The sequence below is a fragment of the Sulfitobacter sp. 1A13353 genome, assembly GCF_043557255.1.
Lineage (GTDB): Bacteria > Pseudomonadota > Alphaproteobacteria > Rhodobacterales > Rhodobacteraceae > Sulfitobacter > Sulfitobacter faviae.
The window spans coordinates 720,968-736,649 of sequence record NZ_JBIFFS010000002.1 but is presented as its reverse complement, the minus strand read 5'-3'; the positions used below and the strand labels follow the sequence as shown (position 1 = coordinate 736,649).

The following is a 15,682-nucleotide window of genomic DNA, read 5'->3' as shown; positions in this document are numbered from 1 at the left end:
CGATGGTACTGCGTCTTAAGACGTGGGAGAGTAGGTCATCGCCAAACCTAATAAGTTCCTAGACTACAGTATCTCTCAACGATGATCAGATTAACAAAACCGCCGCAGCGCAAAGCTGCGGCGGTTTTGCGTTTGGGGGGGGAGTGATGCCCAATAACTGTCTACTTTCCGCCCTTCACTTGGCGCAATGGATCAGTAACTCTTTCGCAACTGCGTAGAGAGACTGATATGACGCCCCCCATTGAAAAGGCTGCCCCTTCTTCGTCCGAGCTGGACCCCGCCGCGATGTCTGCGATTCGGAATGTTATGGTAGATGCGGAGAGTGCTAAGGACACACGTGCCGATACGGGGACGGCAGAGCCCCCGGTGGCCCCTCGGCGGCCGGGGCGCGTGGCTGTTCCGGATTTGCCGGAGCCGGAAGCCGTTGACGTCAAAATTAGGAAGGCGTCACGCCGTAGGATTCGTGCGAAACGTCCTCCGGCCCGGGCGGTGATCCTCAGCCTTCTGGCGCTGGCGGTGGTTCTGCGCCCTTGGTTGGTGTTCGGCGTGCTATTCGTCACGGTGTTTGTCGTGTTGGGGGTCTTCCTCGCCCTTGGCTACGACGGGTTTTGGCAACGGGCGATGGCGCTTGGGCGCTGGTATGCCGCGCGGCAGCCCGAGCGTGCGGCGGCGCTTCATGCGCGGTTGGATGCTTTCGCGATGAAATGGGACGCCGTGCTTGACCGATTCCCCGAAGGCACCGTCGACGGGCTGTATCTTCCCGACTTTGGCGAGATGGCGGCGGCTGAAGCGCGGCATGACGCGGCGCTTGACCGCCGGTTCGATCGTCTGCGCGACCCGGAAGCCTGAGGCGCGCGCGAAGACGTCTTGAAACTAGGGGGCGGACCCGTTACATCCGCCCAATCGGGCAACAGGGAAAGATGTCATGGCCACCACCAATCCGCTTCAGTTCATCCAGCAGGTTCGCACCGAAGTTGCAAAGGTTGTTTGGCCGACAAAGCGCGAAGTGATGCTGACCACGGTGATGGTCTTTATCCTTGCCGCGCTGACAGCTGTTTTCTTTGCAATTGTCGATATCCTGATCCGCGGCGGCTTGCAGCAGATCCTTGGGATGTTCGGCTGAGCACCGCCCGCATGGGTGATTTTATCTTTACACCCTTGAAACCTGCGTCTGCGCGGGCTATTGCGCAGACCTGACCTGAAAAGGGCGTGCGGCGATTCGAGTTGCGCGCCGATTTTTTGTTCAGATGTTGCGGGGCTTGGCCCCCGTGTTGATTGACGAATTTCATGCCGGGGCAGCCCGCATGGCAAGACAGGGACCAGAGTTCAGATGGCAAAACGGTGGTATTCGGTCAGTGTCCTGTCGAACTTCGAAAAGAAGATCGCCGAGCAGATCCGCGCGTCCGTGGCCGAGCAGGAACTTGAAGACCAGATCGACGAAGTGCTGGTGCCCACCGAAGAGGTGATCGAGGTCCGGCGCGGCAAGAAGGTGACAACCGAGCGTCGCTTCATGCCCGGCTATGTGCTGGTGCATATGGAAATGTCCGACGCGGGCTATCACCTGATCAACTCGATCAACCGCGTCACTGGGTTCCTTGGCCCGCAGGGCCGCCCGATGCCGATGCGCGATGCCGAGGTTCAGGCGATCCTGGGTCGTGTGCAGGAAGGCGAAGAAGCGCCGCGCACGCTGATCCACTTCGAGGTCGGTGAGAAAGTCAAAGTCGCCGATGGTCCTTTCGAGGATTTCGACGGGATGATCGAAGAGGTCGACGACGAGAACCAGCGTCTCAAGGTTTCGGTCTCGATCTTTGGCCGGGAGACCCCGGTCGAATTGGAATTCACTCAGGTCAACAAACAGGTCTGAGTGTGGGGCGGGGTTCGCCCCGCCATCCCGGCACCTGAGGGCGCCGGTCATTGTGGGAGGGACGGGCGCCGCGGCGCCTAGGCCCGGACCACGCAACGAAGAACCCGCGGGGCGCGCCCCAAGGGTGTTGAAAGGAGAAGGCCAATGGCCAAGAAACTCGTCGGTACGATGAAGTTGCAAGTTAAAGCGGGTCAAGCAAACCCGTCCCCGCCCGTGGGTCCCGCCCTCGGTCAGCGCGGCATCAACATCATGGAATTCTGCAAGGCGTTCAACGCCAAGACCGCAGACATGGAGCCGGGCGCACCGTGCCCCACCGTGATCAGCTACTATCAGGACAAGTCCTTCACCATGGACATCAAGACGCCCCCGGCGTCCTACTACCTGAAGAAAGCTGCCAAGGTGAACTCCGGCGCGAAAACGCCCAGCCGTGAGACTGTCGGCACCGTGACCACCAAGCAGCTGCGCGAGATCGCAGAAGCAAAAGCCGCCGACCTGTCCGCGAACGACGTGGAAGCGGCGATGAAAATCATCCTGGGCTCCGCGAAGTCCATGGGCATCGAGGTGAAGTAAGATGGCTAAAATTGGAAAACGCACCCGCGCCGCCCGTGAAGCTTTTGCTGGCAAAGAAGAGATCACCGTTGAAGAAGCGGTAAGCCTCATCAAATCGAACGCCAGCGCGAAGTTCGACGAGACCATCGAGATCGCGATGAACCTCGGTGTTGACCCGCGTCACGCGGACCAGATGGTCCGCGGTGTTGTCGGCCTGCCCAACGGCACCGGCAAAACCATGCGCGTTGCCGTCTTCGCCCGTGGCGCGAAAGCTGAAGAAGCCGAAAAGGCGGGCGCAGATATCGTTGGCGCAGAAGACCTGATGGAAACCGTGCAGTCCGGCAAGATCGACTTTGATCGTTGCATTGCGACACCCGACATGATGCCGATCGTTGGCCGTCTGGGTAAAGTGCTTGGCCCCCGCAACCTGATGCCGAACCCCAAGGTTGGCACCGTGACCATGGACGTCGCTGACGCCGTGAAAGCGGCCAAGGGTGGTGAAGTGCAGTTCAAAGCCGAAAAGGGCGGTGTCGTCCACGCAGGCGTTGGCAAACTGTCCTTCGACGAAGCCAAGCTGGTTGAGAACATCCGTGCCTTCGTCGGCGCCGTGTCCAAAGCCAAGCCGGCCGGTGCCAAAGGCACCTACATGAAAAAGATCAACCTGAGCTCTACAATGGGCCCGGGCGTGTCGGTCGCTGTCGAGAACGCGACCGCCGAGTGATCCCGTGGGGTGGGGGCCAGCCTCCCACCTTACGACCCGAGATTTGGCGGCTTCGGTCGCCAGATACGCAAGGACCAGAAGATCGGTCCGCGCGTCTGTCCGAGACGGAGGGTTTGGGCTTTGGCCTGAATAATTCCTTCCTGAGATGGGAAACCGGAAATTCCTGCCTTCGGGCGGTTTTGGCCGGGACCCTGACATTGGACCCGAATGGGGTGCAGAAGACCGCATCCTGAACTGAGCCGGGGGGCAACCCCCAAATTTGGAGTGAAACTGTGGATAGAGCACAAAAAGAACAGTTGGTCGACGAACTCGGCCAAATCTTTGAAAGCTCTGGCGTCGTTGTGGTTAGCCACTACGTCGGTTTGACAGTTGCCGAAATGCAGGACCTTCGGGCGCGCGCACGCGCAGCCGGTGGGGCCGTGCGTGTTGCCAAAAACAGGCTCGCCAAGATCGCCCTTGAGGGCAAGCCATGCGAAAGCATTGCTGACCTTCTGACGGGTATGACCGTTCTGACCTACTCTGAGGATCCTGTGGCTGCGGCCAAGGTTGCTCAGGAGTTCGCCAAGGAAAACAGCAAGCTTGTTATCCTCGGCGGCGCAATGGGTGAGAACGCGTTGGACGCCGCCGGTGTCGAAGCCGTGTCGAAAATGCCTTCGCGCGAGGAGCTTATCTCCTCCATCGCGGGCATGCTCGGCGCACCTGCTTCGAACATCGCCGGGGCCATTGGCGCACCTGCAAGCAACATCGCATCCATCTTGTCCACCATCGAGGACAAGGCGGCTGCGTAAGGCAAATCGTCAAACTGGCGCACGGGTTGAACACGCGCGTTGGAACACACATATCGTAACGGAAAGAGCTAAACATGGCTGATCTGAAAAAACTGGCAGAAGACATCGTTGGTCTGACTCTGCTTGAAGCACAAGAACTGAAAACCATCCTGAAAGACGAGTACGGCATCGAGCCCGCCGCTGGCGGCGCAGTGATGATGGCCGGCCCTGCTGAAGGTGGCGCTGCCGAAGAAGAAAAGACCGAATTCGACGTCGTTCTGAAGAACGCCGGCGCATCCAAGATCAACGTGATCAAGGAAGTCCGCGGCATCACAGGTCTCGGCCTGAAAGAAGCCAAAGACCTGGTCGAAGCCGGTGGCAAGATCAAAGAAGGCGTCGACAAAGCCGAAGCCGAAGACATCAAAGGCAAGCTGGAAGCAGCTGGCGCCGAAGTCGAGCTGGCCTAAGCCAGAGGTGCGTGTCCTCACGCACCACGCATGAACAAGGGCTGGACGGGAATTTTCCTGTCCAGCCTGACCTGTTTTGACGAATGTTCCCCGCGGGAGCATTTCTCTGGAGAGGTCCAAGGTCGGAAGGGGTGCAGTGGGACGCATTCCAAGAATTGACCCGGATTTTCCGCTCTTATGGGCGCGCACCACGGCCCCGGTGGTTGATGCGCTCGGCGAGAGACACGAAAGGTGACACGACACATGGCACAATCCTTCCTTGGCCAGAAACGTCTGCGTAAGTATTACGGCAAGATCCGCGAAGTGCTGGAGATGCCGAACCTCATCGAGGTTCAGAAATCCTCCTATGATTTGTTCCTGAATTCCGGCGACGCCGAGACCCCCACCGATGGTGAGGGGATCACGGGCGTTTTCCAGTCGGTCTTCCCGATCAAGGACTTTAACGAGACTTCGGTACTCGAATACGTCAAGTACGAGCTGGAAAAGCCCAAGTACGACGTTGAGGAATGCCAGCAGCGCGACATGACCTATAGCGCGCCGCTGAAAGTGACCCTGCGCCTCATCGTATTCGATGTGGACGAGGACACCGGCGCCAAGTCCGTGAAAGACATCAAAGAGCAGGACGTCTTCATGGGCGACATGCCCCTGATGACCCCGAACGGCACCTTCGTCGTCAACGGCACCGAGCGTGTGATCGTCTCCCAGATGCACCGCTCCCCGGGCGTGTTCTTTGACCACGACAAGGGCAAGACCCACTCCTCGGGCAAGCTGCTCTTCGCCTGCCGCATTATCCCCTACCGCGGCTCCTGGCTGGACTTCGAGTTCGACGCCAAGGACATCGTCTATGCCCGCATCGACCGTCGCCGCAAGCTGCCGGTGACGACCCTGCTCTATGCCCTGGGGCTGGACCAAGAAGGCATCATGAATGCCTATTACAACACCGTCACCTTCAAGCTGGAGAAGAACAAGGGTTGGGTTGCGCCCTTCTTCCCCGACCGCGTGCGCGGCACCCGTCCGACCTACGATCTGATCGACGCCAACACCGGCGAGATCCTCTTCGAGGCTGGCAAAAAGGTCACCCCCCGTGCCGTCAAGAAGCTGCTCGACGAAGGCAAGGTCAAGGAACTGCTGCTGCCCTTCGACCACATCGTCGGCAAGTTCGTCGCGCGTGACATCATCAACGAGGAAACCGGTGCGATCTACGTCGAGGCCGGTGACGAGTTGACGCTGGAATACGACAAGGACGGCACGCTGATCGGCGGCACCGCGAAGGAGCTGATCGACGCCGGCATCACCGAGATTCCGCTGCTGGACATCGACAACGTCAACGTCGGCCCCTACATGCGCAACACCATGGCGATGGACAAGAACATGAACCGCGACACCGCGCTCATGGACATCTACCGCGTCATGCGCCCGGGCGAGCCGCCCACCGTCGAGGCCGCGTCAGCGCTCTTTGACACGCTGTTCTTCGATAGCGAACGCTATGACCTCTCGGCCGTGGGCCGGGTGAAGATGAACATGCGTCTGGCGCTCGATAAGCCCGACACGCAGCGCACGCTGGACCGTGACGACATCGTCGCCTGCATCAAGGCGCTGGTGGACCTGCGCGATGGCCGCGGCGACATCGACGACATCGACCACCTCGGCAACCGTCGTGTGCGTTCGGTCGGCGAATTGATGGAAAACCAGTACCGCGTGGGCCTGCTGCGCATGGAGCGCGCGATCAAGGAGCGGATGTCTTCCGTCGAGATCGACACCGTGATGCCGCAGGACCTGATCAACGCCAAGCCCGCCGCGGCTGCGGTGCGCGAATTCTTCGGCTCCTCGCAGCTGTCGCAGTTCATGGACCAAACCAACCCGCTATCGGAAGTGACGCACAAGCGTCGTCTCTCGGCGCTTGGGCCGGGCGGTCTGACACGTGAGCGTGCGGGCTTTGAAGTGCGCGACGTGCACCCGACACACTATGGCCGGATGTGCCCGATTGAAACGCCGGAAGGTCCGAACATCGGTCTGATCAACTCGCTGGCCACCTTTGCCCGCGTGAACAAATACGGCTTCATCGAAACGCCTTACCGCGTCGTGAAGGACAGCAAGGTCACCGACGAGGTGCACTACATGTCCGCGACCGAGGAAATGCGTCACACCGTAGCGCAGGCGAACGCCAACCTCGACGACGACATGAAGTTCGTGAACGAGATGGTCTCGACCCGTCAGTCCGGCGACTACACGCTGGCGCCGACGGAAAACGTGGACCTGATCGACGTTTCTCCCAAGCAGTTGGTCTCTGTCGCTGCATCGTTGATCCCGTTCCTCGAAAACGACGACGCCAACCGCGCTCTCATGGGCTCGAACATGCAACGTCAGGCCGTACCGCTTCTGCAAGCTGAGGCGCCGCTTGTCGGCACTGGCATCGAAGAAGTCGTGGCGCGCGATTCCGGGGCGGCCTACACCGCACGCCGCGCGGGTATCATCGACCAGGTCGATGCCTCGCGTATCGTGATCCGGGCCACAGAAGACCTCGAGTTGGGTGACGCGGGTGTGGACATCTACCGCATGCGCAAGTTCCAGCGTTCGAACCAGAACACCTGCATCAACCAGCGTCCGCTGGTGAAAGTGGGCGAGAAGGTCACAAAGGGTCAGGTCATCGCGGATGGTCCCTCCACCGACATGGGGGAACTGGCGCTCGGCAAGAACGTCGTCGTCGCCTTCATGCCGTGGAATGGCTACAACTACGAAGACTCCATCCTGATCTCCGAGCGGATTTCCCGTGACGACGTCTTCACCTCGATCCACATCGAGGAATTCGAAGTCGCCGCGCGTGACACGAAGCTTGGGCCGGAAGAGATCACCCGCGACATCCCGAACGTCGGCGAGGAAGCTCTGCGCAACCTCGACGAAGCCGGTATCGTCTACATCGGTGCGGACGTTGAGCCGGGCGACATCCTTGTGGGCAAGATCACCCCGAAGGGCGAAAGCCCGATGACGCCGGAAGAAAAGCTTCTGCGCGCCATCTTCGGTGAGAAAGCCTCTGACGTGCGCGACACCTCGTTGCGTGTGAAGCCGGGCGATTTCGGCACCGTTGTCGAAGTGCGGGTCTTCAACCGTCACGGCGTCGAGAAAGACGAGCGTGCGCTGCAGATCGAGCGTGAGGAAGTCGAACGTCTGGCCCGTGACCGGGACGACGAGCTGGCGATCCTCGACCGCAACATCTACGCGCGCCTCAAGGACATGATCCTCGGCAAGGTTGCCGTGAAAGGCCCGAAAGGCGTGAAGGCGAACAGCCAGATCACCGAGGAACTGCTGGAAACCCTGACCCGCGGTCAGTGGTGGCAGCTGGCTCTTGAGGACGAGGATGACGCCAAGATCGTCGAAGCCCTGAACGAGCAGTACGAGATCCAAAAGCGGACCTTGGATGCCCGTTTCGAGGACAAGGTCGAGAAGGTCCGCCGTGGCGACGATCTGCCCCCAGGCGTGATGAAGATGGTCAAGGTCTTCGTGGCGGTGAAGCGCAAGCTGCAGCCGGGCGACAAGATGGCCGGTCGTCACGGGAACAAGGGTGTGATCTCGAAAGTGGTGCCGATGGAGGACATGCCGTTCCTCGCCGATGGTACCCCGGTCGATTTCTGCCTCAACCCGCTGGGTGTGCCATCGCGTATGAACGTCGGTCAGATCCTCGAGACGCATATGGGTTGGGCCGCACGCGGTCTGGGCCTGAACGTTGATGAGGCGCTGCAGGAATACCGCCGCTCGGGCGACCTGACGCCGGTGCGCGAAGCGATGCAGCTGGCCTATGGCGAGGATGTCTACGAAGAAGGCATCACCGGCATGGACGAGGATACGCTGCTGGAAGCGGCTGACAACGTACGCCGCGGCGTGCCGATCGCCACGCCGGTCTTTGACGGTGCCAAGGAAGCGGATGTGAACGACAGCCTCAAGCGGGCCGGGTTCGACACCTCCGGTCAGTCGGTGCTCTTCGATGGTCGGACAGGCGAGCAGTTCGCGCGTCCGGTGACCGTCGGCGTGAAGTACCTGCTGAAGCTGCACCACCTGGTGGACGACAAGATCCACGCGCGTTCGACCGGGCCGTACAGCCTCGTCACACAGCAGCCGCTGGGTGGTAAGGCGCAGTTCGGTGGCCAGCGCTTCGGGGAGATGGAGGTCTGGGCTCTGGAAGCCTATGGCGCCGCCTACACCCTGCAGGAAATGCTGACCGTCAAGTCGGACGACGTCGCGGGCCGGACCAAGGTCTATGAAAGCATCGTCAAGGGCGAGGATAACTTCGAAGCGGGCATTCCGGAGAGCTTTAACGTTCTCGTCAAAGAAGTGCGCGGCCTCGGCCTGAATATGGAACTCCTGGATGCGGAGGAGGATGAGTGAGGCATAGACGGAATTTTTTAAAAATTCCGGGCCGTTTTCTTTCAAAGAGAACGGCACCCCTCACTCCCAACGCACCCCTTTCAAGGATTTGAAAATGAACCAGGAACTGACAAACAACCCGTTCAACCCGCTGACGCCGCAAAAAGCGTTTGACGAAATCAAGGTCTCCTTGGCCTCGCCCGAGCGGATCCTGAGCTGGTCCTTCGGTGAGATCAAGAAGCCGGAAACCATCAACTACCGTACGTTCAAGCCCGAGCGTGACGGCCTGTTCTGCGCGCGTATCTTTGGCCCGATCAAAGACTACGAATGCCTCTGCGGCAAATATAAGCGCATGAAGTATCGCGGCGTCGTCTGCGAGAAATGCGGTGTGGAAGTCACGCTGCAAAAGGTCCGCCGTGAGCGCATGGGCCACATCGAGCTGGCCTCGCCGGTGGCGCACATCTGGTTCCTCAAGTCGCTGCCCTCGCGCATCGGCCTGATGCTGGACATGACCCTGCGCGATCTGGAACGCGTGCTCTACTTCGAGAACTACGTGGTGATCGAGCCGGGCCTCACCGATCTTCAATACGGTCAGATGATGACCGAAGAAGAATATATGGACGCGCAAGACGCCTATGGCATGGACGCTTTCACCGCTAACATCGGCGCCGAAGCGATCCGCGAAATGCTGGCGGCGATCGACCTTGAAGCCGAAGCCGAGAACCTGCGCGCCGATCTGAAAGAGGCGACAGGCGAGCTGAAGCCCAAGAAAATCATCAAGCGTCTGAAAGTGGTCGAGAGCTTCCTTGAATCCGGCAACCGTCCCGAGTGGATGGTCATGACCGTCATCCCGGTCATCCCGCCAGAACTGCGCCCGCTGGTGCCGCTCGATGGTGGCCGTTTCGCGACCTCGGACCTGAACGACTTGTACCGCCGCGTGATCAACCGGAACAACCGTTTGAAGCGCCTGATCGAGCTGCGCGCGCCCGACATCATTGTGCGCAACGAAAAGCGGATGCTGCAGGAATCCGTCGACGCCCTCTTCGACAACGGCCGCCGTGGCCGCGTCATCACCGGTGCCAACAAGCGCCCGCTGAAGTCGCTGTCGGACATGCTGAAAGGCAAGCAGGGCCGCTTCCGTCAGAACCTTTTGGGTAAGCGCGTCGACTTCTCAGGTCGTTCGGTCATTGTGACCGGCCCGGAGTTGAAGCTGCATCAATGTGGTCTGCCCAAGAAGATGGCGCTCGAACTGTTCAAGCCGTTCATCTACTCGCGGCTTGAAGCCAAAGGTCTGTCCTCCACAGTTAAGCAGGCCAAGAAGCTGGTCGAGAAAGAGCGCCCTGAGGTTTGGGACATTCTTGATGAGGTGATCCGTGAACACCCCGTCATGCTCAACCGCGCGCCGACGCTGCACCGTCTTGGCATTCAGGCGTTTGAACCCGTCCTGATCGAAGGCAAGGCGATCCAGCTGCACCCGCTGGTCTGCTCGGCCTTCAACGCCGACTTCGACGGTGACCAGATGGCCGTTCACGTCCCGCTCTCGCTGGAAGCCCAGTTGGAAGCGCGTGTTCTGATGATGTCCACGAACAACGTGTTGTCGCCTGCAAACGGCGCACCGATCATCGTACCGTCGCAGGATATGATCTTGGGTCTCTACTACACGACCCTTGAGCGTGAAGGCATGGTTGGCGAAGGCATGGTCTTCGGCTCCGTCGACGAGGTGCAGCACGCCCTCGACGCCGGTGCGGTTCACCTGCACTCGAAAATCAAGGCGCGGATCAAACAGATCGACGCTGAAGGCAACGAAGTGATGATGCGCTTTGACACGACCCCCGGTCGTATCCGTCTTGGTGCGCTTCTGCCGCTGAACGCCAAAGCGCCGTTTGATCTGGTCAACCGTCTGCTGCGCAAGAAAGAAGTGCAGCAGGTCATCGACACCGTCTACCGTTACTGCGGTCAGAAAGAGTCGGTCATCTTCTGTGACCAGATCATGACCATGGGTTTCCGCGAAGCTTTCAAAGCGGGCATCTCCTTCGGCAAAGACGACATGCTGATTCCCGACACCAAATGGCCGCTGGTTGAAGAAACCCGCGAGCAGGTGAAGGACTTTGAACAGCAGTATATGGACGGCCTGATCACTCAGGGCGAAAAGTACAACAAGGTCGTCGATGCATGGTCGAAGTGTAACGACAAGGTGACCGAGGCGATGATGGGCTCCATCTCCGCCGTGACTCACCATGAGAACGGTTCCGAGAAAGAGCCGAACTCGGTCTACATGATGGCCCACTCCGGTGCCCGTGGCTCGGTCACGCAGATGAAACAGCTGGGCGGGATGCGCGGCCTGATGGCGAAGCCGAACGGCGACATCATCGAGACGCCGATTATCTCGAACTTTAAAGAAGGTCTGACCGTTCTCGAGTACTTCAACTCGACCCACGGTGCGCGGAAAGGTCTGTCGGATACCGCTCTGAAGACGGCGAACTCCGGTTACCTGACACGCCGTCTGGTGGACGTGGCGCAAGACTGCATCGTGCGCGAGCATGACTGCGGCACCGAAACCGCGATCACCGCCGAAGCGGCTGTCAACGATGGTGAGGTTGTCTCCTCGCTGGCCGAGCGTCTGCTGGGCCGTGTTGCGGCGGACGATATTCTGGTGCCCGGCACCGAGGATGTTCTGGTGCCCGCAGGCACGCTGATCGACGAGCGCATGTCGGATGCCATCGACGAGGCTGGCGTGCAGTCCGCACGGATCCGCAGCCCGCTGACCTGTGATGCCGAAGAGGGCGTCTGCGCCATGTGCTATGGCCGTGACCTCGCACGCGGTACGCTGGTCAACCAAGGTGAGGCCGTCGGCATCATCGCGGCCCAGTCGATTGGTGAACCCGGTACACAGCTGACGATGCGGACCTTCCACATCGGCGGCGTGGCCCAGGGTGGTCAGCAGTCCTTCCTTGAGGCCAGCCAGTCGGGCAAGGTCGCTTTCGAGAACGCACAGACGCTTGAAAACAGCGCCGGTGAAGTGCTCGTCATGGGCCGGAACATGAAGCTGTTGATCGTCGACGAGAATGGTGAGGAGCGGGCCAGCCACAAGATCGGCTACGGCACCAAGCTGCACGTCAAAGAAGGCGACGACGTGGCGCGCGGTGACAAGCTGTTCGAATGGGACCCTTACACCCTGCCGATCATCGCCGAGAAACCCGGTACGACCAAATACGTCGACCTGGTGTCGGGCATCGCGGTCAAGGAAGACACCGACGAAGCCACCGGTATGACCCAGAAGATCGTGATCGACTGGCGCGCGGCCCCCAAGGGCAACGAGCTCAAGCCCGAGATCATCTTGGTGGGTGAAGATGGCGAACCGGTCCGCAACGATGCGGGCAACCCGGTGACCTATCCGATGTCGGTCGATGCGGTTCTTTCGGTCGAAGACCAGACGCAAGTTCAGGCCGGTGACATCATCGCGCGTATCCCGCGTGAAGGTGCCAAGACCAAGGACATTACCGGTGGTCTGCCGCGTGTGGCCGAACTCTTTGAGGCACGTCGCCCCAAAGACCACGCCATCATCGCGGAAATCGACGGCTATGTCCGCTTTGGCAAGGACTACAAGAACAAGCGCCGCATCGCGATTGAAAGCTCGGATGATCCGGACGTGAAGGTTGAATACATGGTGCCCAAGGGGAAACACATCCCCGTGGCCGAAGGCGACTTCGTGCAGAAGGGCGACTACATCATGGATGGCAACCCCGCGCCGCACGACATCCTCGCGATCATGGGCGTCGAGGCCTTGGCCGAGTATATGATTGACGAGGTGCAGGACGTTTACCGCCTGCAGGGTGTGAAGATTAACGACAAACACATCGAAGTCATCGTCCGTCAGATGCTGCAGAAGTGGGAAATCCAAGAAAGCGGCGACACCACGCTTCTCAAGGGCGAACACGTCGACAAGCAGGAGTTCGATCAGGCCAACGAGAAGGCGCTCAAGAAAGGTGGCCGCCCCGCCAAGGGCGAACCGATCCTCTTGGGCATCACCAAGGCGTCGCTGCAAACCCGCAGCTTCATCTCGGCCGCCTCGTTCCAGGAAACCACGCGCGTGCTGACCGAAGCTTCGGTTCAGGGCAAGCGGGACAAACTGGTCGGTCTGAAAGAGAACGTCATCGTGGGCCGTCTGATCCCCGCCGGTACCGGTGGTGCGACCCAGCAGATGCGCAAAGTGGCGACAGATCGCGACAACGTCGTGATCGAAGCGCGTCGCGAAGAGGCCGAAGCCGCCGCCCGTCTGGCTGCGCCGGAAGCCTCTGTGGAGGACGACATCGTCGGTGGCGATGTGTTCAACACGCCGGTCGGTGACGACGAGAGCCGCGATTGATCGTAGCACCGCATTGAAAAACAAAAGCCCCCGCAGTGACGCTGCGGGGGCTTTTTTATGGGGTGGGCAAATGCCGCGGCCAGACACCGCCCCGGGGGGCTGGTTTCTGAGGCCAAAGCCTTATATCCGCCACATAGTCCGAATAGGTTTGCAAAAGCTTAACCGTCGTAAGGTGCTTTGATGACGTCCCGCATTCTACATATCGACGACGACCCGATCGTTCTGGAACTGGTCAAGATGATCTTTTCCGACGACAGGTCGCTGAGCTTTGTCTCCTGTCTGAACGCCCGCGATGCGCTGGCGGTGGTTGATGATCTCAAGCCTGACCTGATCATCAGCGATATCTCCATGCCGGATATGGGCGGGTTGGAGCTGGCCCATCGGTTTGGCGAGAATCCGGCCATTGCCGGGACGCCGATCATCTTTCTCAGCGGGCGCACCCGCGATCTTGAAGTCTATGACGCCTTCCGCGATCTGGCGGCGACGGTGATGCAAAAGCCGGTCGAGCCGGGGTTGCTGCGCAGCACGGTGCGCAATCTGCTGGCCAGCCAGCAGCAGCCGGTAGCGCAGGCTTCGAACCAGTAGAGCGCGCCAGTCTGGGCGGGGCGGGCCGCCGTTCTTGACAGCCCCAGTAGCCGCTGCCAGTCATTCGGGGGCGGCAGTGATATAAGCCGCACCATTTTTCCCGGAGCGCTTTCATGTCCCCCAATACCATCGGCGCGCTGCTGATGATCGCCTCGATGGCCTGTTTCACGTTTAACGACACGCTGCTCAAAATGACCGACGGGGCGCTGCCCCTGTTTCAGCTGTTGTTTCTGCGGGGGGTGACAACCTCGGTGCTGATCTTGGCCCTCAGTCGGCAGCTCGGACGGATCGATTTCCGGCTTCAAGCGCGGGACTGGAAAGTCATCGGCCTGCGCTCGGTGGCCGAGATCGCGGCGGCATATTTCTTTCTCACCGCGTTGTTCAACATGCCTTTGGCGAATGTCACCGCCATCCTTCAAGTTGTGCCGCTTTCGGTGACGCTGGCGGCGGCGCTTGTGTTCCGGCAGGCGGTCGGCTGGCGGCGTTTGGTCGCCATCGGCATTGGTTTCTGCGGCGTGCTGTTGATCGTCAAGCCGGGGGCGGAAGGGTTCAATATCTGGTCGATCTACGTTCTGATCGCCGTGCTCTGCGTGACGGTCCGTGACCTGTCGACCCGCGCCTTGTCACCGGCGGTGCCCTCGATGACCGTGACCTTGGTGACCGCCCTGTCGGTGATGACGGCGGCGGGTTTGGCGTCGCTGAGCGCGCCTTGGGCGCCGGTAACGCCCTCGGTCGCGGTGCTGATCGGCGGCTCAGGGGTCTTTGTGCTAGGCGGCTATTTCTTCTCGATCCAAGTGATGCGGGTCGGCGATATCGGCTTCATCGCGCCGTTTCGCTACACCGGCCTTCTCTGGGCGCTCTTGCTGGGCTGGGTCGTCTTTGGTGACTGGCCGGGGGCCTTGACCCTCATCGGCGCGGGGATCGTGGTGGCCACGGGGGTCTTCACCCTCTACCGCGAGCGGAAGTTGAAGGTTCAGGCCGAGAAGACGCGCCGCACCTGAGCTTGGTCGATGGCGAACCGTTTGTGAAACAGCGCGTCGCCTTCGGCATCCAGCGGGGCCACTTCCACATGCCGCGCCAGCCCCTGCCGCGAATCGTTCGAGCCGTTGTGGCTGCGCACGAACATCGCCGCATCGGGCAGGCTGACGCAGGGCATGAAGCGCGGCAGTTTCTCATGGGCGAAGTTCATGATGGTGAGCGGGCTGCCGCCCTTCACATACATCGCAAGTGCCGCGACATTGAGCGGACGGTACACTTCGGCGGCGCGGATGCCCTGCGGGCCGAATTCCGCGATGTAGCCCTTGGGCCAGTCAAAGGCGACGGAGCGCTGGCCTTTCAGCAGACCCGCGCTTTGCGCGACCGTCTGGCGCAGCCGGGCGATGAAGTCGACCGAGACGGCGTCATCGTCGTCGTAGCGGAATTGCAGGCAGGGTTCGGCCGGGTTGATCCGCGCGGCGTTCAGCACCTCCTTCATCACCTCCCGATGATTGCGCGGCGGCTCGCGGTGAATAACCGCCTGCGGCAAGTCGGCCAGCAGCGATTCGAGGCGTCGGGCGTGGGGCGCCGGGAACTGGTCGCCGATGACGAAGACGATGGAGAAGTCCGGGTCTGTCTGCGCTTTCAGGCAGGGCAGGGCGACGGTTTCGAGCAGGCGGAAACGTTCTTCGAGCCGGGCCGCGTCATAGAGATAGGCGATGCGTTCCTCGGTGGTTTCGTGGCCGACCTGAAAGCCGCCCAAGGCCGGGTAGGAAAAGCGGCAAAGGCCGATCGCTTGCATGGAGATTTCCTTCTGTCCTTCGCCGAACTATGGCGAGCGGGGCAGGGGCGTGGCAAGGGTGGAATGTGGCACCCGGGCCCGGAACCAAGCCGCAGGCGCCGGGCCATCACCCGGCAAACCTCCGCGACCCGACCGGGGCCCACCTGTTGACAGGCCCCGCGCAACGCTCTATACGCCCGCTATCTCGGAGGTGGAGGCCGCTCTGCCAGTCCGAATTCATAACTGAA

At 60.7% G+C, this 15,682-nt stretch carries 12 protein-coding genes; 11 read left to right on the top strand and 1 reads right to left on the bottom strand.

Annotated features, from left to right (window positions below):
* Positions 1-489: 489 nt before the first annotated feature.
* The 11 genes from ACGYLO_RS07350 (at position 490) to ACGYLO_RS07300 (ending at position 14,679) form a co-directional block, all read left to right on the top strand.
* On the top strand, positions 490-849 hold the full coding sequence (locus ACGYLO_RS07350; RefSeq protein WP_271688309.1) for a hypothetical protein: 360 nt from the start codon (positions 490-492) through the stop codon (positions 847-849).
* A 76-nt stretch (positions 850-925) separates the two neighbouring features.
* The gene (secE, locus tag ACGYLO_RS07345) at positions 926-1,123 is read left to right on the top strand and encodes a preprotein translocase subunit SecE (protein ID WP_007118815.1); all 198 of its coding nucleotides are present in this window, start codon (positions 926-928) and stop codon (positions 1,121-1,123) included.
* Positions 1,124-1,330: 207 nt separating this feature from the next.
* Positions 1,331-1,864 (top strand): transcription termination/antitermination protein NusG, encoded by a 534-nt coding sequence (gene nusG, locus ACGYLO_RS07340; RefSeq protein WP_067264099.1) that lies wholly within the window; start codon positions 1,331-1,333, stop codon positions 1,862-1,864.
* A gap of 144 nt (positions 1,865-2,008) precedes the next feature.
* A complete protein-coding gene (gene rplK / locus ACGYLO_RS07335; RefSeq protein WP_067267940.1) occupies positions 2,009-2,434 on the top strand; it encodes a 50S ribosomal protein L11 in 426 nt (141 codons plus the stop codon).
* A gap of 1 nt (position 2,435) precedes the next feature.
* Entirely contained in the window at positions 2,436-3,134 is a 699-nt protein-coding gene (gene rplA / locus ACGYLO_RS07330; RefSeq protein WP_067267941.1) for a 50S ribosomal protein L1, read from the top strand.
* A 272-nt stretch (positions 3,135-3,406) separates the two neighbouring features.
* Positions 3,407-3,922, top strand: coding sequence for a 50S ribosomal protein L10 (rplJ, locus tag ACGYLO_RS07325; RefSeq protein ID WP_067267943.1), 516 nt, complete (start codon positions 3,407-3,409; stop codon positions 3,920-3,922).
* Between the two features lie 74 nt (positions 3,923-3,996).
* Entirely contained in the window at positions 3,997-4,368 is a 372-nt protein-coding gene (rplL, locus tag ACGYLO_RS07320; RefSeq protein WP_067267945.1) for a 50S ribosomal protein L7/L12, read from the top strand.
* Between the two features lie 243 nt (positions 4,369-4,611).
* Complete coding sequence (rpoB, locus tag ACGYLO_RS07315) at positions 4,612-8,748, top strand: DNA-directed RNA polymerase subunit beta (RefSeq protein ID WP_168612832.1); 4,137 nt, start codon at positions 4,612-4,614, stop codon at positions 8,746-8,748.
* Between the two features lie 94 nt (positions 8,749-8,842).
* Entirely contained in the window at positions 8,843-13,093 is a 4,251-nt protein-coding gene (rpoC, locus tag ACGYLO_RS07310) for a DNA-directed RNA polymerase subunit beta' (RefSeq protein WP_271688307.1), read from the top strand.
* Between the two features lie 180 nt (positions 13,094-13,273).
* The gene (locus ACGYLO_RS07305) at positions 13,274-13,678 is read left to right on the top strand and encodes a two-component system response regulator (RefSeq protein ID WP_067267950.1); all 405 of its coding nucleotides are present in this window, start codon (positions 13,274-13,276) and stop codon (positions 13,676-13,678) included.
* Positions 13,679-13,791: 113 nt separating this feature from the next.
* On the top strand, positions 13,792-14,679 hold the full coding sequence (locus ACGYLO_RS07300) for a DMT family transporter (protein WP_271688306.1): 888 nt from the start codon (positions 13,792-13,794) through the stop codon (positions 14,677-14,679).
* On the opposite strand, the gene ACGYLO_RS07295 is transcribed toward ACGYLO_RS07300, so the two are convergent.
* On the bottom strand, positions 14,652-15,455 hold the full coding sequence (locus ACGYLO_RS07295; protein ID WP_271688305.1) for a putative rhamnosyl transferase: 804 nt from the start codon (positions 15,453-15,455) through the stop codon (positions 14,652-14,654). The two genes, ACGYLO_RS07300 and ACGYLO_RS07295, sit on opposite strands and share 28 nt — an antisense overlap.
* Between the last annotated feature and the right edge of the window lie 227 nt (positions 15,456-15,682).

Coding starts and splice junctions, on each gene's coding strand:
- nusG (WP_067264099.1), top strand. CDS start 1,331: ATGGCAAAACGGTGGTATTCGGTCAGTGTCCTGTCGAACTTCGAAAAG.
- rplA (WP_067267941.1), top strand. CDS start 2,436: ATGGCTAAAATTGGAAAACGCACCCGCGCCGCCCGTGAAGCTTTTGCT.
- rplK (WP_067267940.1), top strand. CDS start 2,009: ATGGCCAAGAAACTCGTCGGTACGATGAAGTTGCAAGTTAAAGCGGGT.
- ACGYLO_RS07305 (WP_067267950.1), top strand. CDS start 13,274: ATGACGTCCCGCATTCTACATATCGACGACGACCCGATCGTTCTGGAA.
- rpoB (WP_168612832.1), top strand. CDS start 4,612: ATGGCACAATCCTTCCTTGGCCAGAAACGTCTGCGTAAGTATTACGGC.
- ACGYLO_RS07295 (WP_271688305.1), bottom strand. CDS start 15,455: ATGCAAGCGATCGGCCTTTGCCGCTTTTCCTACCCGGCCTTGGGCGGC.
- ACGYLO_RS07300 (WP_271688306.1), top strand. CDS start 13,792: ATGTCCCCCAATACCATCGGCGCGCTGCTGATGATCGCCTCGATGGCC.
- secE (WP_007118815.1), top strand. CDS start 926: ATGGCCACCACCAATCCGCTTCAGTTCATCCAGCAGGTTCGCACCGAA.
- rplL (WP_067267945.1), top strand. CDS start 3,997: ATGGCTGATCTGAAAAAACTGGCAGAAGACATCGTTGGTCTGACTCTG.
- rpoC (WP_271688307.1), top strand. CDS start 8,843: ATGAACCAGGAACTGACAAACAACCCGTTCAACCCGCTGACGCCGCAA.